The following is a 21,224-nucleotide window of genomic DNA, read 5'->3' as shown; positions in this document are numbered from 1 at the left end:
GAAATGTATCTTGTATCGCTTATCAAATATCGACCTAACCAAGCAAATATTCTTTGCACCACCTGCGCGTATCGGATCGAAAATTATCAAATGAATTGAGCCTCATCTTCTTAATTGGTTCACGCTGCCGAGCAGCAATGAGCGCAGACATGCACAACGTAAACGCTTTTGAAAACCTTTCCCGTTTATCCCCTTGACGCATGTATGAGGTTGTGCCATTAGGATGGCATGAACAAGAAAAGTCCTTCCGCCTCTCCCGAGTTCAGCGTTCGCGAGTTCTTCGCTCGCTTTCCGAACGACGACGCCTGCCTTGAACATATCATGGCGGTGCGGTTCGGCGGCACGCGGTTTGAGTGTAAGGCGTGTGGCAAGGAAAGCACGCACCACAAGCTCAAGGAACGCCGCACCTACGTTTGCGCGAATTGCGGCCATCACGTGAACCCGACCGCTGGCACGATCCTTCACGATACCCGCACGCCGCTGGTGAGCTGGTTCTATGCCATGTATCTTTTCTGCACCACGCGCCACGGCGTGAGCGGCAAGGAACTGCAACGCCAGCTTGGCGTGACGTATAAGACCGCCTACCGGATCGGTCAGCAAATCCGCGATCTTACGATGAAGGCCCAAGGCTTTGACGCTCTGCTCGCTGGGCACGTTGAGCTTGATGAAGCCTATGTTGGCGGGCGCCGTTCGGGCGGCAAGCGCGGTCGCGGCGCGCCGGGTAAGACCATTGTTATGGGCCTAGCAGAGCGCGACGGGCGCATGAAGGCGGTTGTGATTCCCAACGTCAAAAAGGACACGCTGCGCAACGTGGTGCTTGAGAATGTCGAGCCCGGCGCCACCGTCTCCACCGATGAGCTGATGAGCTATGGCTTACTCAGCGGCGACGGCTATCAGCACGGCGTGGTGAAGCACGGGCGGAAGGAATACGCCCATTACGATTACCGCTCGGGCGAGACGTTCCACGTCAATACGGTGGAAGGTTTCTGGCGGCTGTTCAAGGCGTCGATTCGATCAACGCATGTGCAGGTCAGCGCCAAGCACATGGAACGCTATCTTTCGGAGTTCACTTTCCGCGCAAACCACCGCGCGCGGGTGAACGGGATGTTTGACCTTCTGGTTGGGGCGCTGTGACGCGCCCCACCATTGCCTCGAACTGAGCGCGATCGGCTGGGCCGACGCCTTCGGATTCGGCTTGAGCGATAAACGCTTCTAACCTTCCGGACGCAAGCGCTTCTGCTAGGGAAATCGGCTTCATGCGCCTTCCCTATAGACGGATTCGTAGCTTTTTGCTATGTAGAAGGGGTGGGGGCCATTCGACCCCCACGGTTGCTGATGTTACAACAACAGGATCGTAATTAGGGCTGCGGCCCCCAGAACGATCAGGATGGTAATGTACATCGGCTCCTCCTAACCCCGTGGGGACCGAACCACCCCCGGATTGGTTGCCTGCCAAGGCGTTGGTTCATAGTTTGGAGAGGGGCCAACCTCTCCGGCGTCTGGGGCTCCTTCGGGAGCCCCATTCTCGTTGGGCGAACGCAAATCACGTTTACGATTCAAACCCAAAATCGTGTTCCGCCCCTTCTATCATGGGCTCTTTGTCCTCGGGGCCGTGATACCAAAGCCGATCAGATCGCTTGTGGATCAAACCTGCGGCCTTCAGACGTGAAAGCGTTGACAGCAGCGAGTTAACGTCTGTTGGGCGGCCTCGATCGGCAAGGCCTTTCTGAATAACCGCCGTTGTGCCACCACCGGTTAGCGAGCCAATCACTTCAAGCACCGTATCCTTAAGCCGGGTCCCGTTATGCGGCTGGGTATCCTGCGCTGCTGCGGCTGCTCCGCCCGAAAGCGTCGAGATGGCTTCCTCGATCGAGCGCAGCGTGGCGCGATCGGTGCGCAGTTTGACTTCGGCTTCGGCAATCGCGGCGCGGATGGCTTCGCGCTCGCGCTCCAAGAGGGCCACGGCTGGGTTCGTCGTCATGATTGCGGCATATCATGGCGCGACGTGAAATACAACAAGCGTGGCGAGCGTTTGACTTCCTTGCGGTGACGTTCGGCTGCCGTGTCGGATTTTCCTAAGCCACCCTACGCTCGAACCGAAACGGATGCACATGCGTCAATGGGATAAACGGGAAACCTTTTGTGCAAGACTGTAGGCAGTCCATGCGCACAAAATAGACGGGTCAGTTCAAGGGCGGTTATTGAGATTCTCTTTTCCCATATCACTCTTACGACTTCAACAAATGAATCATCATTCCATACAAAATTCGCTCCGATGATTGAATTATTACAGAACCAGGCCGCCAGTTCGTCGAGAATAAAACAGGTCCTAAAATTAAACGGCGGCATCCATTCGGGCACCGAACAAAACGGTAACTGTCCGACCAGATATATGCCATTTTTTGGTATAACGAGTTCCGACTGATTAGAATTGTCTCTGAGAAATAACGAATTGCCATTCTGGGAAATCAATTCAAATGTCTGGCCGGCTTTATAGCCATTCAATACTACTACACGGGATCCATCAGATAACGCTCGATTGATTCGCGCAACGCAGAATAAACATCCGTTAGAAGCACCAAGATCAGCCGAAGGACCTTGACGTTGGTCCACCTGCTCCAAAATAGCGAAACAGTCGCGCATTGCCAGGCGCCTCGCTTCAGTCCCCTGTTGCCGGCACCGGCCCCAAATCACCCTGCCCCACCGTCGCCGATGCCATCGCTAGCATCGCGTCCAGTGATTTCTTGGCGCGCAGGCGTAATTCCTCGGGCAGTTCGACGCGCGGCTGCAGATCGCGGAGCGCGAGGTACAGCTTTTCGAGCGTGTTCATCGCCATATACGGGCAGATATTGCAGTTGCAGTTGCCGTCCGCGCCCGGCGCGCCGATGAAGGTCTTGCCCGGTTCGGCCTTCTGCATCTGGTGGATGATGTGCGGCTCGGTCGCGACGATCAGCACCTCGCCGGGCATCGTCTTGGCGAAATCGAGGATGCCGCTGGTCGAGCCGACATAATCGGCATGGTCCAGGATATAGGCCGGGCATTCGGGGTGCGCGGCGACCGGGGCGCCCGGATATTCGCCCTTCAGCTTCAGCAGCTCGGTCTCGCTGAACGCCTCGTGGACGATACACACGCCCGGCCACAACAGCATCTCGCGCCCGGTCTTGCGCGCGAGATAGCCGCCCAGATGCTTGTCCGGCCCGAAGATGATCTTCTGCTCGCGCGGAATCTGCGCCAGGATCTTCTCCGCCGACGAGCTGGTGACGATCACGTCGGACAGCGCCTTCACCTCCGCCGAACAGTTGATGTAGGTGAGCGCGATGTGATCGGGATGTTCGGCGCGAAAACGCGCGAATTGCTCGGGCGGGCAGCTATCCTCCAGGCTGCACCCCGCGTTCATGTCGGGCAGCACCACGATCTTTTCGGGCGACAGGATCTTCGCGGTCTCCGCCATGAAGCGCACCCCGCAAAAGGCGATCACATCGGCGTCGGTCGCCTGCGCCTTGCGGCTCAGGTCGAGACTGTCGCCAACAAAGTCCGCCAGGTCCTGGATTTCCGGCTTCTGGTAGTAATGCGCGAGGATAACCGCGTTGCGCTCGCGCCGCAGCCGATCGATCTCGGCGCGCAGATCAAGGCCGGTCAGGCTGTCGCGAAGCGGTACGTTCATGGCTCTCTCCCGGTAGCGGCGCTCACATGGCCTGCCCGGGCGACACGATCAAGGTGCCGGTGGCGACGGAAAGGCCAAGGGCGGCACGCTCGCTCCCAGATGACCGGCGGTCACCCAGCCGTACAGCGCGAGGCCAAGGCTGCTGAACGTCACCAGCTCGATCGCGATGAAGGTCAGCGCGATCACGCCCGTGCCCCAATACCAGGCGGGATGGATGCCGCCGGTGCGGCGGCCATCGGCGATCATCCCGGCGATCGGGAACAGCAGCTGCACCGCGTAGGTCACCTCGAACGCATAGGGCTGGAGCAGCGGCATCGGCAGCAGCCGCCCCAGGCCTGGCCCCACCAGCAGCGTCATCGCACAGAAGTGCAGCCGACGGTGCCAGTCGCTCTCCCGGCGCAGCGCGATCGCGGCATAAGTCAGCCCGGCGAAAGCGAGCAATGTGCCCGGATCGAACACCAGGAATTGCAGCGGGGTGAAGAAGAAGATCACCGTCCCCGCCTGCACGCGGGCGATAGTGACCAGGCATCCCAAAATCAGCATCGGCACCACCCAGAAGGCGCCGATCCAGCCCAGCGTGCGGTGCAGGGCGACGCGGTGGCTGGCGATGAGGAAATTTTGCGCGAGGTACAGGAACACCCAGGCGAAGAAGACGAAGGCATGGGCGTGGACGACAGGCGGTCGATCGAAGGTCGATCGGCCCATCACGATGTTGAGCCCGAAGCCCGCGACCATCACCGCGGTCATCGCCAGTGCGCTCGCCAGGAAAAATCGCTTGTCGTCGGGCGTGCCCGTGCGCGGTTCCGCCAATGTCGCCATCGCTTGCCCCCTCCATCGCGTCAGCGTCGGGAGGATAGCCTAGGGCTGCCGCCTTGGCGAGAGGACCGGCGCGCTTGTTACGCCGCGCGCCACCACCAGACGCCGTCCGTCACCTCGCGGCGCGCGCGGCCCTCCACCTCCAGCCGGCGGAGATGCGCGAGCGCCTCGCCGGTCGCCATGCCGATCAGTTCCGGACCAATCGCGCGCCGGAAGAGCCGACCGAAGCAATCGACCGCGCGGCGCGGCGCCTCGGCGATGAACACCGCCAGCTCGTCAAGCCGGGCGCGGTGCTCGGCATCAAGCGCGTCGAGCCGCGCGTGCAGCCCGTGGAACGCGTCGCCATGACCCGGCAGAACGAGCAGATCGGCGGGGAGCCCTTTCAACTTTTCGATCGAGGCGAGCCAATCGCCGAGCGGATCGCCCTCGGGTTCGGTGACGCCGAGCGACACGTTCGAACTGATCCGTGGCAGCACCTGATCGCCCGCGATCAAGAGGCCCCGCTTGGCGTCGAGCAGACAGGCATGTTCGGGGCTGTGGCCGCTGCCCACCACCACCTGCCATTGGTGACCGCCGATCGTCAGCATCTGCCCTTCGACCAAGCGGCGATAGCCGAGCGGCAGCGGCGCGATGATCCGTCGGAAACCCGCCCAGCCGCGCGCCTTGGCGCGCTCGATCGCCTCCGCGTCCCAGCCGGCGCCGCGCCAGAAGGCGAGCATCTCCTCGGGCACCGCATCGCGCGCGTCGGCGGCAAGCATCCGCGCGGTGAGCCACTCGCCGCGCGTCATCTCTAGCATACAGCCATGCTCGGCGCAGAACCAGCCGGCGAGGCCGATATGATCGGGGTGGAAATGCGTGCCGATCACCCGGCTGAGCTTCAACCCGGCGAGCGGCCCGGCGAGCAGCGCCCGCCATTCGGCGCGGGCATCGTCGGTGTTCATGCCGGTATCGACCAGCGCGTCACCATCCGCCTCGGCGATCAGCCAGCAATTGATGTGCTTGAGCGGCCCCGGCACCGCCAGCCGCACCCAGCGCAGGCCCTGCGCGACCTCGCGCACCTCCCCCGGCGCGGGGGCGGCGGCGCCGAAGGGGTAGGTCAGTCCCTTGTGGCTGGTCGGCACGAACTCGGCGCTCGGCACCAGTTCGGCATCGGCGTTGGTGGCCAAACCCCCTCCCCCCTTTCGTCCCACCCGTCGGGCGCGGCGGCTGAACGTACCTCGGCAAGACTTAGCGCCGGAACGGATCCTCGAAGCTCGGCACTTCCTCGGGCGCGGCGTCGCGCGCGGCGCGTTCGGCGCGCAGCGATTCGATCAGCGCGCTGCGATCGCCCTCCAGCCGGCTGTCGACCGGTGCCTCGATCCCCGCCGCCTTCGCCGCCTTCGCCACCACCGCGTCGAGTTCGCGCTGCGAGCAAAGCCCCAGCGTCACCGGATCCTTGGGCACGATGTTGGCGATGTTCCAATGCGAACGGTCGCGGATCGCGGCGATCGTCGTGCGGGTGGTGCCGATCAGGTTCGAGATCGCGCCGTCCGAAATCTCGGGATGGTTGCGGATGATCCAGGCGATGCCATCGGGCTTGTCCTGCCGCTTGGAAACGGGGGTATAGCGCGGCCCCTTGGTGCGGCGCACCTGATCGGGGCCTTTCAGCATCTTCAGCCGGTAGTTGGGGTCCTTCTGGCCGCGCTCGATCTCATCCATCGTCAGTTCGTGGGCGCGCACGGGATCGCGACCCGTCAGCTTGGTAGCGGCGGTATCGTCGGCGATCGCCTGCACTTCCAGAATGTGCAGCCCGCAAAAATCGGCGATCTGGGCAAAGCTGAGCGCGGTATTGTCGACCAGCCAGGCGGCGGTCGCATGTGGCATGAGCGGCTGGGCCATGCGGGGATCTCCGTTAGAAACAATAAGGGCCGCCCCATCACGGAGCGGCCTCGTCACACGCCCGACTTAATCGGCTTGCGCGCGGAGAGCAAGACTTATGCCGGGCGGGGGGTCAGGTCGATCACCCAGAAATCGCTCGGCGCCCCCAGCCGCAGCGGCAACAGGCTGGTGCCCACGCCGGCCGAGACGAGCAGGGTCTTACCCCGCTCGCGGACCAGGCCACAGCGAAAGCGCCCACCGTATCGCGACGCCGTGGCAAGCGCGCCGATCACAGGCAGAACGATCTGCCCGCAATGCGTATGGCCGGCAAGCGTTAGCGGAACCCCAACGGGAGCGTCGGGAAATACATCCGGGCTATGGGTCAGCAGAATTGGCAACCCGCCCAAAGGAAGGAGCGCCGCAAGCGTTCGGCCGAGGTCACCCCGCCGCGTGTAGACGTCGTCGATGCCGCCCACGGCCACCGGTCCGACCCGCACCGCTCGATTGTCGAGGACGCGAATACCCGCGGCAGCAAGGGCGGCATGAACCTGGGTGGTGCTCAGCCAATGGTCGTGATTGCCCATCACCGCGAAGGTTCCCAGGCGAGTGCGCAGCTTGCCGAGCGGTTCGATCGCTTGCGCCGCACTGTAAAGCCGCGTCGCCGTCCGCTTTTCCGTAACGAAATCGCCCGCGATCAAGACGATGTCGGGATGCAACGCGTTGACCCGCGCGACCAGCCGCGCCAATCGCGCGGGCGGGTTTTCCGGCCCCGCGACATGAAGATCGCTGAGCAGCACCAAGCGAAGCGTCGGCGCGCTCGATGGCCAGCGCCGCACCGTCACCACGAGGCGCCGCATCACGGGATCGGTGGCGGCCGACCAATACATCGCGCCGGCAAACAGCAGCACGACCGCGAGCAACAGCGCGAAAATGCGCTTCAAGCCGCCTCCCGCTCCGCCCCCACCGGCACCAGCGCCTCCAAGAACTGGCGGGTGCTCGTTTCCCAGGTGAATCCCTTGCCATAAGCGGCGCAGGCGGCGCGATCGAGCGTCAGCGCGCCGGCGATCGCTTTGTCCAGGTCATCGTCCATCACGCCAACGCCGGGCTTGAGCACGTCGATCGGCCCGGTCACCGGATAGGCGGCGACCGGCAGGCCCGAGGCAAGCGCCTCGATCATCACCAGGCCGAAGGTGTCGGTCTTGCTGGGGAACACGAATACATCGGCCGCCGCATAAGCCGCCGCCAGATCGGCGCCGAACTTGGCGCCCAGGAATTTGGCCTCGGGATAGCGCGCCTCCAGCGTGGCGCGCGCGGGACCGTCGCCCACGATCACCTTGGTGCCGGGCTGATTGGTCTCGAGAAACGCCTCGATATTCTTCTCGACCGCGACGCGGCCGACATAGAGCTGTACCGGGCCGGGCAGCGCGCGGATCGCGGGATCGGGGGCGACGCCGGGGCCGAACAGCGTCAGGTCGACACCGCGCCCCCAGGACCGGATTCGCGTCAAGCCATGGTCGCGCAGCGCTTCCGCGATCGAGGCCGTGGAGGCCAGCACCGCCTGCGAGGGCCAGTGGAACCAGGTGATGTAGCGCCAGATCCATTCGGGATCGATGCCGATGCGGGCGGAGACATAGTCCGGGAACTGGGTGTGATAGGCGGTGGTGAAGGGAAAGCCACGCGCCAGGCACCAACGCCGCGCCGCCAGGCACACCGGCCCCTCGGTCGCCAGATGAATGGCGTTGGGCGCGAACTCGGCCAGCATCTTCCCCACCGCCGCGGTGCGGGCGAACGCCAAGCGTATTTCGGGATAGGTCGGGCAAGGGATCGAATAGAAGAGCTCGGGGCTGATCACCAGCACCTCATGCCCCTGGCGCTGCAGCTCGAGGCGCACGGATTGCAGCGTGCGCACCACCCCGTTGACCTGGGGGCTCCAAGCATCGGTCACAATCGCGATCCGCACGGGGGTCAAGCCGCTAGCGCCGCCAGGGGCTCGGGCGAAGCAGCCGACGCCGCATCGCGCGCGCCCATTTCCTCCACCCAGTGGAGCAGCTCCATCCGCCCGTCGAAATGTTCGACCAGCGCGGTGCACCCCTCCACCCAATCGCCATCGTTATAATAAGCGACGCCATCGATCAAGCGCATCTCGGCGGTATGGATATGGCCGCAGACGACGCCGTCCACCCCGCGCGACCCCGCCGCCTCGGCGACGACCTTTTCATAATTCGAGATGAATTCCACCGCGTTCTTCACCTTCGCCTTGGCGTGCTTCGAGAGCGACCAGTACGGCAGGTTGAACGTGCGACGAACCATATTGACCCAAACATTGGCGGCCATCAGCGCGTTGTAGAGCACATCGCCGACATGCGCGAGCCACTTGTGCGCAAGGGTGATGGCGTCGAACTCGTCACCGTGCAGCACCAGCAGTCGGCGGCCGTCGGCGGTATCGTGGATCGCCTTGCGGCGGATTTCGATGCCGCCGAAGTCAAGCCCGCTGAACTGGCGGAACACCTCGTCGTGATTGCCGGGAATATAGATCACCCGCGTGCCGCGCTTCGCGCGCTTCAGCAGCCGCCAGATCACGTCGTTATGCGCCGCCGGCCAATAGAAGCGCTTCCGCAGTCGCCAGCCGTCGATGATATCGCCGACCAGGTACAGCGTCTCGCTGTCGACATGGTCGAGGAAGTCGATCAGCAGCTCGGCATTGCAGCCGCGCGTGCCGAGATGGACGTCGCTGATCCAGATGGTCCGATAGCGGCGGCGCTCGATCGGCTGGCGCTCGGGAATCGTAGGCGCGGACTGGGCGAAATCGGCCGCGTCGCCCAAAGCGGCGTCGATCAGAAAGCTTGGCGGTGCCATTACCGTCCCCTCACACTGTCGCCCGGCCGCCCTGCCTGTTCTATGTTACATTTATAATCGGACGAGCGCCATCGCCGTGTCGTGGCGGCGTCATGCCATCGCAACATGCCCCGGCTGCGCCGCCACCCGATCGAGCCAGCCGCGCACCGCCGGATAGGCATTCAGATCGAACCCGCCCTCGCCCGCGACATGAGTGTAGGCATAGAGCACGATATCGGCGAGGCTGAACGCCGCGCCGAGCAGGAAGGGCGCGCTGCCGAGGCGCTGGTCCATCAGCGCCAGCGCCGCCGCGCCGCCCGCTTCCTTCCCCTCGATCTGCGCGCGCTGCAGCGGGGTCAGCTTGTCCTCGCCGACATAGCGACGCCAAAACCGCAGGGTCGCGACGTTCGGCTCATGATTATATTGCTCCCAGAACAGCCAGTGGAGCAGATCGGCGCGCGCGAACCTTTCCTCGGGGATCAGCGCGCTCCCTTCCGCCAGATACCAGGCGGCGGCGTTGCTTTCGGGCAGGAACCGATCGCCCAGTTGCAGCACCGGGATGCGGCCATTGGCGTTCACCTTCGCCAGAAATTCGGGCGTACGGGTTTCACCGCGCAAAATGTCATACTCACGCCGTTCCAGCGCGACGCCGACATGCGCGGCGGTGAGGCGGATTTTGTAGCAGTTACCCGACGCGGAATATTCGTGGAGAATGGGGGTCATTCGGCGGCCTCGATCTGCTGGCTAGGAGCGGTCGGCGTTGGTGGTACAACGCTGACGCTGGCCATCAGACTGTCGAGGGAACCGCCTTCGAAGCCCAGTTCGCGCATCAGCCCGTCGATCACCGGCGCTTGGGCACGGTAGCGCAGCGCCGCGGAAACCGCCGCGTTCGCCAGGTTGCGATCGCCCTCGTCATTCGCCGCGCCGCCCGCGCCGCCGCCGCGGGTGATGCCATCGACCTGGACAATCTTAATCGAGTCGATCGCCTCCAAGGGCTTGGCAGCCTCGCGGATGATCTCGGGCAGCACCTTCAGCAGCGCGAGTTTCGCCTGCAGCGACATGGTTTCGGACGACAGGATGTTGGCCGCCTCGTTGATCGCGCGCTGGCCCGCCGCTTCCACCTGCAAGCGGATGCGGTCGGCCTCCGCGCGCAGCTTCGCGGCTTCGGCTTCGCCCTCGGCGAGTCGGCGCGCGGCCTCGGCCCGGTCGGCGGCCGCCTGCTTCTCGGCCTCGGCCTCTACCTTCACCGCGATCGCAGCGCGTTCGGCCTCACGCGCGGCGTTGATCAGCTCGATCCGCTTGTCGCGCTCGGCGATCTCGGCTTCGCGCGCGGTGACAACCTGCTGCTCGGCGACCACCGCCCCGGCGCGCGCGCGATCGGCCTCGGCCTTGGCCTGGCTTTCCTCGCGGCTTTTGTTCTGGACCGCGATCTGCTGTTCCTGCCGCGCGAGTTCCAGCGCCTGCGCCTGGGCGATCTTGGCCTGCTGCACGGCGCGATCCGCTTCGATCTGCTGCGCGTCGATCAGCCGCTTGGCCTCGATCCGCGCCTGTTCCGCCTCCTGCTGGCGCAGCGCTTGCTCGCGCGCGACCTCGGCGGCTTGCGCGGCGCGGCGCATTTCCACCTCACGCTCCTGCTCCAACCGCGCGAATTCGGTATCGCGCGAAATGAGCAGCGACTGGCGCTGCGCCTCTAGATTCTTGGTCTCGATCTGGACGCGCGTATCCTGCTCGATATCGTTGCGCGCCTTCTTGCGAAGCTCGATCTGCTCGGTGAGCTTGGTCAGGCCCTCGGCGTCAAAGGCATTGTTCGCGTTGAAATGCTCGATCGAAGTCTGGTCGAGCCCGGTGAGCGACACGCTCTCCAACTCCAGCCCGTTCATCGCCAGATCGGCGGAGGACACCTGCTGCACCTTCTGCACGAATTCGCTGCGTTGCTCGTGGAGCTGCGCCATCGTCATGCCGGCGGCGACCGAACGCAAAGCGTCGACGAACTTGCCCTCGACCAGTTCCTTCAGCGCATCGGGGTTCATCGTGCGCAAGCCAAGCGTCTGCGCGGCGGTCGCGATCGACTGGGCATCGGGGCGGACGCGGACGTAGAATTCGGCCTTCACGTCGATGCGCAGGCGATCGAGCGTGATCAGCGCGTCGTTGTTCTTGCGCTCCACCGCCAGTCGCACCGTGTTCATATTCACCGGCATCGTTTCATGAAACACCGGCAGCACCAGTGCGCCGCCGTTGATCACGACCTTCTCGCCTCCAAAGCCGGTGCGGACAAATCCGATCTCCTTGGAGGCGCGCTTGTATAGCCGCGCCAGCACGGCACCCAGCACCAGCAGCGCGACCAGCGCGGTGAGCGGCAGCACCACATAGGGCACGATGCTCCCCGGCCCCAGTGTCACCAAGTCACCCATGATTACACCTCCACACTCGAGAGCCGCAGCGCGCCGCTGCCAATCGCGCGAAAGCCTTGCGCCTCGCGCCGCACCAGCAGCACCTCCTCGCCCTCTTCGAAAATCTCGGTCGGCGCGTTGGGCTCGACCATCACATAATGCGCCTGGCCATGACGGTCCTCGACCCGCGCCCGCGCCGGCGAACCCAGGCGCGCGCGCCCAGTGATAATTGCCGCGCGTCGACCGACGAGTTCGTCGAGCTCGATCGCCGTCGTCTCGTCGCCTGGCAGCAGGGGGCTGAGCAGCCTGGCCGCGCCGGCGGTGAGCGGCAGGCTTGCGACGAGCGCCGCGGGCACCGCGAGCCAGAGCGGCTGGCGCGCGCCGAACAGGTCGTGCGCCAACTGCTGGCCGAGCAAGCCGATCAGCGCGAACAAGGTGAGTAACACGACCAGCAGCGCGATAAGCGGGAGGCGTCCGAGCCCAAGCCAGCCAAGCAGCCCGGCGAGATCGCCGAAATCATCGGGTGTATCGAGATCGACATCGCCGAATAGGCCGGTCAGTTGCACCGCCCCGATCAAGACCATCAAAAGGAACGCCGCGACGAAGATACTGTTCTCCGGCGCCGTGAGCAACGCGAACACTTGAGCTACCCCGTCAACTCGATTCGCGCCCAATCTTATGAGCGCTCCTGACGCGCGAGAAGCGAAATCGGAAAAGGGCAGCGCGTCAATTAGCCGGTGGTGAGCACGATCTTGCCGACATGCGCGCCCGCTTCCATCCGGGTGTGCGCGGCGCCCGCCTCGGCCAGCGGGAAGACCTTGTCGATCACCGGCTTCAACCGGCCCGCCTCGACATGCGGCCAGACGTGGTGCGCGAGTTCATCGGCGACCAGCGCCTTGAACGCCGCGTCGCGCGGGCGCAGCGTCGAGCCGGTCAGCGTCAGCCGGCGGCGCATCACCTCGAACAGCGGGATCGTCGCCATCACTCCGCCCTGTACCGCGATCGACACGTGCCGACCGTCGTCCGCCAGGCATTGCAGGTTACGCGCGACATAATCGCCGCCCACCATGTCGAGCACCGCCGCCACGCCGCGCCCGCCGGTGATCTCCCGCACCCGCGCGACGAAGTCCTCGTCTCGGTAATTGATCGCGTGTGCCGCGCCCAGATCGCGCGCGGCCTGGCATTTGGCGTCGCTGCCGGCGGTGACGATCACCGTCAGCCCGAACAGGGCGCCCAGCCCGATCGCCATCGTGCCGATGCCCGAGGTGCCACCATGGACGAGCACCGTATCCCCCTCCACGGCATAGGCGCGCTCGAACAAGTTGGTCCACACGGTGAACAGGGTTTCGGGGATCGCGGCGGCCTCGACCATCGAGAGCGCGGGCGGCACCGTGAGGCATTGGCCAGCGGGAGCAACGGCATATTCGGCATAGCCGCCGCCGCTCAGCAGCGCGCAGACGGGCTGGCCGAGCAGCGCGCCCTCCACGCCCTCCCCCAGCGCCACGATCTCGCCAGCGGCCTCCAGCCCCAGGATCGAAGGGGCGCCCGGCGGCATGGGATAGAGCCCCTGGCGTTGCAGCACATCCGGCCGGTTGACCCCGGCGGCGGCGACGCGGATCAGCACCTCGCCCGGGCCTGGGTGCGGTAGCGGACGCTCTACCGGCACCAGCGCGTCGGCGACGCACGGAGTCACCGGATCGATCGCCAGCATCGTCGCCGGAAGTGCCGCCATCCCCGCCCCCCTGTTTCTTCGCCCTGCCTTATCGGCGCCACGTCTCGCCGGTCAACCGGGGAGGTTAGGCGATCCTTCATGATCGCCGTTTTCGGTCTGCATTCGCACGGGCCAGGCGCTACGCAATTGTCGCAGCCGCATCGTTTCGCGTTGACAGGCCCGGCCATCGGCGCGACCCTTGACCCATGGACACCGACGACATCGCGCCGCCGCCCCGGCCGGGTGATCCGATCGCCCTGCTCGCCCGGCAAGACCTGGACCCGTTCTCGCTCGCCGAGCTGGACGGGCGCATCGCGCTGCTCAAGGCCGAGATCGCCCGGGTCGAGGCGCACAAGCAACGCGCGGTTCACCATCGGGCAAGCGCCGAGGCGCTATTCAGGCGGTGATGACCTCGCCGCCTTCCCCCGGCGTCCCAGCCGCTTCTGTCAAGAGCTTGATGGCGCGTGCGGCCATCCCAACATGCCAAGCCTCGGTCCGGCCCGTGGGCCGATAGGAGTTATCCATGCCGTCCTTCGCCTCCGCTCTCGAATCCACCCTCCACAAGGCGCTCGAGGCCGCCTCCTCGCGCCGCCACGAATATGCGACGCTCGAACATCTGCTGCTCGCGCTGATCGACGACGAACATGCGAGCAAGGTGATGGCCGCCTGCGGTGTCGACTTGAGCGACCTGAAGCGTACTGTCGCCCATTATCTCGATACCGAACTTGAAGCGCTGAAGGTGCAGCAGGCGACCGATCCCTCGCCCACCAGCGGGTTCCAGCGCGTCGTCCAGCGCGCGATCCTCCACGTCCAAAGCTCGGGCCGCGACGAGGTGACCGGCGCCAATGTGCTCGTCGCCTTGTTCAGCGAGCGCGAAAGCTATGCCGTCTATTTCCTGCAGCAGCAGGATATGAGCCGACTCGATGCCGTCAGCTACATCAGCCACGGTGTGGGCAAGGGCGGCACCCCCGCCGAGCCCGCCCAGGCCAAGGGTGCCGAGGAGGAGAAGCCCAAGGCGGAGGCCAAGAGCGGCAAGGGCGAAAGCGCGCTCAAGCAGTTCACCGTTGACCTCAACGAGAAGGCCAAGCGCGGCAAGGTCGATCCGCTGATCGGGCGCGCGGCCGAGGTCGATCGCACGGTGCAGATCCTCTGCCGCCGTTCAAAGAACAACCCACTTTATGTGGGCGACCCTGGCGTGGGCAAAACCGCGATCGCCGAGGGGCTGGCGCGCAAGATCATCGAGGGCGATGTGCCCGAAGTGTTGAAGCCCGCCGTCATCTATTCGCTCGACATGGGCGCGCTGCTCGCCGGCACGCGCTATCGCGGCGATTTCGAGGAGCGGCTGAAGGCGGTCGTCAACGAGCTGGAGAAGCTGCCCCACGCGATCCTGTTCATCGACGAGATCCACACCGTAATCGGCGCGGGCGCGACCAGCGGCGGGGCGATGGATGCCTCGAATCTGCTCAAGCCCGCGCTGTCGGGCGGGACGATCCGCTGCATTGGTTCAACGACTTACAAGGAATTCCGTAACCATTTCGAGAAGGACCGCGCGCTGCTGCGCCGCTTCCAGAAGATCGACGTCAACGAGCCCTCGATCGAGGATACGGTGAAAATCCTCGCCGGCCTGCGCACCGCGTTCGAGGATCACCATTCGGTGAAGTACACGCCCGACGCGATCAAATCGGCGGTGGAGCTGTCGGCGCGCTACATCAACGATCGCAAGCTGCCCGACAAGGCGATCGACGTGATCGACGAAGTCGGCGCGATGCAGATGCTGGTGCCGCCCGCCAAGCGCAAGAAGACGATCACCGCCAAGGAGATCGAGGCGGTGATCGCGACGATGGCGCGCATCCCGCCCAAGAGCGTGTCGAAGGACGATACCAAGGCGCTCGCCTCGCTCGAGACCGATCTGAAGCGGGTGGTGTTCGGCCAAAACGCCGCGATCGAAAAGCTCGCCTCGGCGATCAAGCTGTCGCGCGCGGGGTTGCGCGATCCGGACAAGCCGATCGGCAATTATTTGTTCACCGGGCCGACGGGCGTCGGCAAGACCGAGGTCGCGCGCCAGCTCGCCTCGATCCTTGGCATCCCGCTCCAACGCTTCGACATGAGCGAATATATGGAGCGCCACTCGGTCAGCCGGCTAATCGGCGCGCCTCCGGGCTATGTCGGCTATGATCAGGGCGGTCTGCTGACCGACGCGGTCGATCAGAACCCGCATTCGGTGCTGCTGCTCGACGAGATCGAGAAGGCGCATCCGGACCTGTTCAACATCCTGCTGCAGGTGATGGACAATGGAAAACTGACCGACCACCACGGCAAGACGGTCGATTTCCGCAACGCGATCATCATCATGACGACCAATGCCGGCGCCGCCGACATGGCGCGGGAGACGCTCGGCTTCGGCAATCTCACCCGCGAGGGCGAGGACGAGCAGGCGGTGCAGCGGATGTTCACGCCCGAATTCCGCAACCGGCTCGATGCGATCGTGCCGTTCGGTTATCTGCCGCCCGAAGTGGTCGCGCGGGTGGTCGACAAGTTCGTGCTCCAGCTCGAACTTCAGCTCGCCGACCGTGGGGTGCACATCAAGCTCGATGATGGCGCGCGCAAATGGCTCACCGACAAGGGCTATGACAAGCTTTATGGTGCGCGGCCGATGGGACGGTTGATCCAGGAAAAGGTCAAGCAGCCGCTCGCCGAGGAATTGCTGTTCGGCAAGCTCGTCCACGGCGGCGAGGTGACGGTGAAGCTGAAGGACGATGCGCTGAGCTTCGAGATCGAGCCCGCGGCGCCCAAGAAGCCCAAGAAGAAGAAGCCCGAGGCCGCCGAAGCCAAGTAGGCGCGGGCACGAGGAAAATCGGCTGGGGCGGAGCGATTACCATCGTTCCGCCCTTGCCTTTTTAACCCTGATTTGCGATGAGGCCCATCGGAGGTGGACCATGCGCTCGCGTCGTGGTTTGGTGGCTATTGCCGGTCTTGCGTTGCTTATGCTCGCCGTGCGTCACCCGTCCGCCGACATCCGCATCCTCACCCATGAGTCGAGCGATCAGTCGCCCGCGCGCGTGCAAGCCGCGGTCGATCTCGGCGTGATGTGTGTCTCGCTGCTCGTCACTTGGAGCAAGCGGCTTAACTAGCGCCCTTGCGCCGGGCGGCGCCGGCACCTTACGATAGCGTCATGGATAGTATCTGGCGCACCGCTTATCGGCACCCCTCGCCCTGGACCTCCGACTACCCGCCGCTCTCGATGCCGGCCCTGTTCGACGACGCCGCCGCGAGAGGCGGGCAGAAGCCGCTGATCGACTTTCTGGGGCGGCATTACAGCTATGCCGAAACGCTCGACGGCGCGAACCGGGTCGCGGCGGGGCTCGCGGCGCTCGGCTATGGCAAGGGCGATCGGATCGGGCTGTTCCTGCCCAATGTGCCGCATTACCTGGCGGCCTATTACGGCATCCTGAAACTGGGCGCGACGGTGGTGAATTTCTCGCCGCTCTACACCGTCGCCGAGCTCGCGCATCAGGTCGCGGATTCGGGCACTAGGCTGCTCTTCACGCTCTCCGCCAAGGCGCTGTTGCCGACCGCGCTCAAAGTGCTCGACCAGTCAGAACTCGAACGGCTGGTGGTCGGCTCGGTCGCGGGGGCGCTGCCGACGGGCAAATCGATCCTCTACCGCTGGTTCAAGCAAAGCGAGGTCGCGGCCAAGCCAAACGATCCCCGGATCATGGCCTTTTCGCAACTGATCCATAATCGCGGCCGCTTCACCAAGCCCGATATCGTGCCCGAAACCGATGTCGCGCTGATCCAATATACCGGCGGCACCACCGGCACGCCCAAGGGGGCGATGCTGACGCACCAGAACCTCTCGGCCAATGCCCGCCAAGTGAACACAATCGATCCGCACCCAGGGCAGGAGGACCGCATCCTGGGCGTGCTGCCCCTGTTCCATGTGTTCGCCAATACCTGCGTGCTCAATCGCACCGTAGTGAATGGCGGCTGCATCGTGATGCTCCCCCGCTTCAACGCGCAGCAGGCGCTCGAGGCGGTGTCGCGCGCGAAGATCACGGCGATCCCTGGCGTGCCGACCATGTATCAGGCGCTGCTCGATCATCCAACGCTGGGCAAGACCGACTTCTCGAAGCTGCGCGTCTGTATTTCGGGCGGGGCGCCGCTGCCGGCCGAGCTGAAAGCCAAGTTCGAGGCAGCGACGGGGGCGACGCTGATCGAAGGCTATGGCCTGTCCGAAAGTTCCGGCGTGGTCTCGGCCAACCCTTATGAAGCGGCGGGCAAGCCGGGCACCATCGGCCAGCCCTTGCCCGCGACCGAGGTTCGGCTGGTGGACAAGGAAAATCCGCTCCACCCCGCCCCCGCCGGCGAGCCGGGCGAGATCGTGATCGCCGGGCCGCAGATCATGAAGGGCTATTGGAACCGCCCCGATGCCGATGAGGGCGTGTTCGTCACCGATGCCGAAGGGCGGCGCTGGCTGCGCACGGGCGATGTCGGCCAGATCGACGCCGACGGCTTCGTCGCGATCGTCGACCGGCTGAAGGACATGATCGCGGTCGGCGGGTTCAAGGTGTTCCCCAGCCAGATCGAGGACGTGCTCTACAAGCACCCGGCGGTGAAGGAAGCGCTGGTGATCGGCGTACCCGATCCCTATCGCGGAGAGCAGCCGCGCGCTTATGTGACACTGAACGACGGCGCCAAAGCCGATGGCGCCGAGTTGCGCGACTGGCTCAACCCGCAGCTCGGCAAGCATGAGCGGGTGGATGACGTGGTCGTGCGGCTGACGATGCCCAAGACGATGATCGGCAAGCTCAGCCGCAAGGATTTGATCGCGGAAGTGCTGGGGACGGCCTGATTCGCAGCTGAGCGTGCCGCCTTTCACATTCCTGCCCCCTTGGCGACACCCCTACCCCCCTCCCCCCTTGCAATCGCGCGCCAGCTTGGCCAATCGCTGGCACACTCCTCGGCGCCGCGTGCGCCTGCGCCTCAGTTGGAAAGGACGCCCCATGACCGCGATCGGACAGGACAGCCTCGGCACCCGCGACAGCCTGAACGTTGGGGGCAAGACCTATCATTATTTCAGCCTGCCCAAGGCGGCGGCGAAGCTGGGCGATGTGTCGCGCCTGCCCTTCTCGATGAAGGTGCTGCTGGAGAATCTGCTCCGCTTCGAGGACGGCAAGACCGTCTCGACCGACGACATCCAGGCGCTGATCGATTGGCAGAACAACCCCCGTTCGGAGCGCGAGATCCAGTATCGCCCGGCGCGCGTGCTGATGCAGGATTTCACTGGCGTGCCCTGCGTCGTCGATCTCGCCGCGATGCGCGACGCGATCACCAAGCTCGGCGGCGACGCGGCCAAGATCAATCCGCTGGTGCCGGTGCATCTGGTGATCGACCACAGCGTGATGGTCGACGAATTCGGCACCCCGCAAGCGTTCGACGATAACGTCGCGATCGAATATCAGCGTAACGGCGAGCGGTACGAGTTCCTGAAATGGGGCGCGCAGGCGCTCGACAATTTCAAGGTGGTGCCGCCGGGCACCGGCATCTGCCACCAGGTCAATCTGGAATATATCGGCCAGGCGGTATGGACCTCCGCCAATGGCGGCGACACCATCGCTTATCCCGATACGCTGGTCGGCACCGACAGCCACACGACGATGATCAACGGCCTGGGCGTGCTCGGCTGGGGCGTCGGCGGGATCGAGGCGGAGGCGGCGATGCTCGGCCAGCCGGTATCGATGCTGATCCCCGAAGTCGTCGGCTTCAAGCTGACGGGCGCGCTCAAGGAAGGCATCACCGCGACCGATCTGGTGCTGACCGTCACGCAGATGCTCCGCGCCAAGGGCGTGGTCGGGCGGTTCGTGGAATTCTACGGCCCCGGCCTCGACTCGATGCCGCTCGCCGATCGCGCGACGATCGCCAACATGGCGCCCGAATATGGCGCGACTTGTGGCTTCTTCCCCGTGGACGACAAGACGATCGACTATATGCGCCTCACCGGCCGCAGCGACGAGCAGCTCGCTTTGGTCGAGGCCTATGCCAAGGCGCAGGGGCTGTGGCGCGACGCGTCGAGCCCCGATCCGGTGTTCACCGATACGCTCGAGCTCGACATGGGCACGGTGCAAGCCTCGCTCGCCGGGCCGAAGCGCCCGCAGGACCGGGTCGCGCTGGAATCGGTCGATGACGTGTTCAACGCCGATCTCGCCAAGGCCTATGGCAAATCAGCCGCCGAGCGCGCGGCGGTCGACGGCGCCGGGCACGACATCGGCGATGGCGACGTGGTGATCGCGGCGATCACCAGCTGCACCAACACCTCCAACCCCTCGGTGCTCGTCGCCGCCGGCCTCGTCGCGCGCAAGGCGCGGGCCAAGGGGCTGAGCGTGAAGCCCTGGGTCAAGACCAGCCTCGCGCCGGGCTCGCAAGTCGTGACCGATTATCTCGACAAGGCTGGGCTGACCGAGGATCTTGACGCGCTTGGCTTCAATCTGGTCGGTTATGGCTGCACCACCTGCATCGGCAATTCGGGGCCGCTCGCCCAGCCGATTAGCCAGGCGATCAACGACAACAACATCGTCGCCGCCTCGGTGCTTTCGGGCAACCGCAATTTCGAGGGCCGCGTCTCGCCGGACGTGCGCGCGAACTTCCTCGCCTCGCCGCCGCTCGTCGTCGCCTATGCTCTGCGCGGCAGCGTGACCAGCGACATGGTGAGCACGCCGATCGGCCAGGATGCCGATGGCAACGATGTGTTCCTGAAGGACATCTGGCCGAGCAACGACGAAATCCGCTCGCTGATCGACGCGAGCATCGACAACACGATGTTCCGCGCGCGCTACGGCAACGTCTATGCCGGCGACGCGCGCTGGCAGGCGATCGAGGTCGCCCCGTCGGACACCTATCAGTGGCGCGCGGGCAGCACCTATATCGCCAACCCGCCTTATTTCGACGGGATGGAGATGACCCCCGCGCCGGTGGGCGACATCATCGACGCCAAGCCGCTGGCGGTGTTGGGCGATTCGATCACCACTGATCACATCAGCCCCGCCGGCAGCATCAAGGCGACCAGCCCGGCGGGCATCTATCTCCAGGAGCACCAGGTCTCCAAGGCCGACTTCAACAGCTATGGCGCTCGGCGCGGGCATCATGAGGTGATGATGCGCGGCACCTTCGCCAATATCCGTATCAAGAACGAAATGGTGCCCGGCGTTGAAGGCGGCATGACGCAGTATAAGGGCGAGGTGATGCCGATCTACGACGCGGCGATGCGCCACAAGGCCGATGGCACGCCGCTCGTGGTGATCGCCGGCAAGGAATATGGCACCGGCTCGTCGCGCGACTGGGCGGCGAAGGGCACCAATCTGCTCGGCGTGCGCGCGGTGATCACCGAAAGCTTCGAGCGCATCCACCGCTCCAACCTGGTTGGCATGGGCGTGCTGCCGCTGCAGTTCGCCGAAGGCGTCAACCGCCAGACGCTCAAGCTCGATGGCAGCGAGACGTTCACCATCGAGGGCGTCGCGGACCTGAAGCCGCGCCAGAACGTGACGGTGAAGCTCACCCGCGCCGATGGCTCGACCGAAAGCTTCGAAACGCGCTGCCGGATCGATACGATCAACGAGCTGGAGTATTTCCTGAACGGTGGCATCCTGCCCTACGTCCTGCGGAATCTCGCGGCGGCGTGATCTGGGCGATCGAAACGATCGGCTGGGCCGGGGCGGCGACGATCCTCGCCGCCTATCTGCTGGTGTCGATGGGGCGGCTGTCGGGCCAATCGCCCGCCTTTCAATGGATGAACGTGGTCGGCGCCGCCGGCTTTATCGTCAATAGCGGCTGGCACGGCGCGATCCCCTCGACCGCGCTCAACGTCGTGTGGATGCTGATCGGCCTCGCGACGCTCGCGCGGGGGCGATTGCGGACCTCGTAAGTTCCCCTTCCCCGGCGAAGGCCGACGTTGGGG

The 21,224-nt window shown here is 64.9% G+C and carries 20 protein-coding genes; 7 read left to right on the top strand and 13 right to left on the bottom strand.

What is annotated here, in order from left to right; translation table 11 throughout:
- Positions 1 to 228 precede the first annotated feature (228 nt).
- A complete protein-coding gene (locus tag K2X73_RS12920; protein ID WP_294111455.1) occupies positions 229 to 1,134 on the top strand; it encodes an IS1595 family transposase in 906 nt (301 codons plus the stop codon).
- A gap of 415 nt (positions 1,135 to 1,549) precedes the next feature.
- Here K2X73_RS12920 and K2X73_RS12915 read toward each other — a convergent pair whose 3' ends face one another.
- The 13 genes from K2X73_RS12915 to K2X73_RS12855 all read right to left on the bottom strand — a co-directional run bounded on the left by K2X73_RS12915 (position 1,550) and on the right by K2X73_RS12855 (position 13,294).
- Positions 1,550 to 1,981, bottom strand: a complete 432-nt coding sequence (locus K2X73_RS12915; protein WP_294111454.1) for a hypothetical protein — start codon at positions 1,979 to 1,981, stop codon at positions 1,550 to 1,552.
- A gap of 104 nt (positions 1,982 to 2,085) precedes the next feature.
- On the bottom strand, positions 2,086 to 2,643 hold the full coding sequence (locus K2X73_RS12910) for a hypothetical protein (protein ID WP_294111452.1): 558 nt from the start codon (positions 2,641 to 2,643) through the stop codon (positions 2,086 to 2,088).
- Positions 2,644 to 2,659: 16 nt separating this feature from the next.
- Entirely contained in the window at positions 2,660 to 3,664 is a 1,005-nt protein-coding gene (gene nadA / locus K2X73_RS12905) for a quinolinate synthase NadA (protein ID WP_294111451.1), read from the bottom strand.
- A gap of 48 nt (positions 3,665 to 3,712) precedes the next feature.
- On the bottom strand, positions 3,713 to 4,483 hold the full coding sequence (locus K2X73_RS12900; protein ID WP_294111449.1) for a hypothetical protein: 771 nt from the start codon (positions 4,481 to 4,483) through the stop codon (positions 3,713 to 3,715).
- 77 nt (positions 4,484 to 4,560) lie between these two features.
- Positions 4,561 to 5,646: an MBL fold metallo-hydrolase gene (locus K2X73_RS12895; protein WP_294111447.1), complete on the bottom strand. Its 1,086-nt coding sequence runs from the start codon at positions 5,644 to 5,646 to the stop codon at positions 4,561 to 4,563.
- Positions 5,647 to 5,707: 61 nt separating this feature from the next.
- Positions 5,708 to 6,358: a DUF1013 domain-containing protein gene (locus K2X73_RS12890; protein WP_294111445.1), complete on the bottom strand. Its 651-nt coding sequence runs from the start codon at positions 6,356 to 6,358 to the stop codon at positions 5,708 to 5,710.
- 95 nt (positions 6,359 to 6,453) lie between these two features.
- A complete protein-coding gene (locus K2X73_RS12885) occupies positions 6,454 to 7,257 on the bottom strand; it encodes a metallophosphoesterase (RefSeq protein WP_294111442.1) in 804 nt (267 codons plus the stop codon).
- 17 nt (positions 7,258 to 7,274) lie between these two features.
- Positions 7,275 to 8,297 (bottom strand): glycosyltransferase family 1 protein, encoded by a 1,023-nt coding sequence (locus K2X73_RS12880; RefSeq protein ID WP_294111441.1) that lies wholly within the window; start codon positions 8,295 to 8,297, stop codon positions 7,275 to 7,277.
- A 5-nt stretch (positions 8,298 to 8,302) separates the two neighbouring features.
- Positions 8,303 to 9,193: a UDP-2,3-diacylglucosamine diphosphatase gene (locus K2X73_RS12875; RefSeq protein ID WP_294111440.1), complete on the bottom strand. Its 891-nt coding sequence runs from the start codon at positions 9,191 to 9,193 to the stop codon at positions 8,303 to 8,305.
- Between the two features lie 90 nt (positions 9,194 to 9,283).
- The gene (locus tag K2X73_RS12870) at positions 9,284 to 9,895 is read right to left on the bottom strand and encodes a glutathione S-transferase family protein (protein WP_294111438.1); all 612 of its coding nucleotides are present in this window, start codon (positions 9,893 to 9,895) and stop codon (positions 9,284 to 9,286) included.
- A complete protein-coding gene (locus K2X73_RS12865; protein WP_294111436.1) occupies positions 9,892 to 11,583 on the bottom strand; it encodes a flotillin domain-containing protein in 1,692 nt (563 codons plus the stop codon). The genes K2X73_RS12870 and K2X73_RS12865 overlap by 4 nt, the downstream gene beginning before the upstream one ends.
- Positions 11,584 to 11,585: 2 nt before the next feature.
- Positions 11,586 to 12,203 (bottom strand): OB-fold-containig protein, encoded by a 618-nt coding sequence (locus K2X73_RS12860; RefSeq protein ID WP_294111434.1) that lies wholly within the window; start codon positions 12,201 to 12,203, stop codon positions 11,586 to 11,588.
- 89 nt (positions 12,204 to 12,292) lie between these two features.
- On the bottom strand, positions 12,293 to 13,294 hold the full coding sequence (locus K2X73_RS12855; protein ID WP_294111432.1) for an NAD(P)H-quinone oxidoreductase: 1,002 nt from the start codon (positions 13,292 to 13,294) through the stop codon (positions 12,293 to 12,295).
- Between the two features lie 185 nt (positions 13,295 to 13,479).
- On the opposite strand from K2X73_RS12855, the gene K2X73_RS12850 reads away from it, so the two are divergent.
- The 6 genes from K2X73_RS12850 (at position 13,480) to K2X73_RS12825 (ending at position 21,191) form a co-directional block, all read left to right on the top strand.
- Positions 13,480 to 13,680: a DUF1192 domain-containing protein gene (locus K2X73_RS12850; RefSeq protein WP_294111430.1), complete on the top strand. Its 201-nt coding sequence runs from the start codon at positions 13,480 to 13,482 to the stop codon at positions 13,678 to 13,680.
- 116 nt (positions 13,681 to 13,796) lie between these two features.
- Positions 13,797 to 16,109 (top strand): ATP-dependent Clp protease ATP-binding subunit ClpA, encoded by a 2,313-nt coding sequence (gene clpA, locus K2X73_RS12845; RefSeq protein ID WP_294111428.1) that lies wholly within the window; start codon positions 13,797 to 13,799, stop codon positions 16,107 to 16,109.
- A gap of 148 nt (positions 16,110 to 16,257) precedes the next feature.
- The gene (locus tag K2X73_RS12840; RefSeq protein WP_294111426.1) at positions 16,258 to 16,404 is read left to right on the top strand and encodes a hypothetical protein; all 147 of its coding nucleotides are present in this window, start codon (positions 16,258 to 16,260) and stop codon (positions 16,402 to 16,404) included.
- A 41-nt stretch (positions 16,405 to 16,445) separates the two neighbouring features.
- Positions 16,446 to 18,125, top strand: a complete 1,680-nt coding sequence (locus K2X73_RS12835) for a long-chain fatty acid--CoA ligase (RefSeq protein ID WP_294111424.1) — start codon at positions 16,446 to 16,448, stop codon at positions 18,123 to 18,125.
- 151 nt (positions 18,126 to 18,276) lie between these two features.
- Positions 18,277 to 20,949 (top strand): aconitate hydratase AcnA, encoded by a 2,673-nt coding sequence (gene acnA, locus K2X73_RS12830; RefSeq protein ID WP_294111421.1) that lies wholly within the window; start codon positions 18,277 to 18,279, stop codon positions 20,947 to 20,949.
- Positions 20,946 to 21,191 (top strand): hypothetical protein, encoded by a 246-nt coding sequence (locus tag K2X73_RS12825; RefSeq protein ID WP_294111420.1) that lies wholly within the window; start codon positions 20,946 to 20,948, stop codon positions 21,189 to 21,191. Before acnA ends, K2X73_RS12825 begins: the two co-directional genes overlap by 4 nt.
- Positions 21,192 to 21,224: the final 33 nt, after the last annotated feature.

It is taken from the genome of Sphingomonas sp., from assembly GCF_019746665.1.
Taxonomy (GTDB): Bacteria; Pseudomonadota; Alphaproteobacteria; order Sphingomonadales; family Sphingomonadaceae; genus Sphingomonas.
Note: the sequence above shows the minus strand (reverse complement) of the source record. Positions and strands in the feature narration are given on the sequence as shown.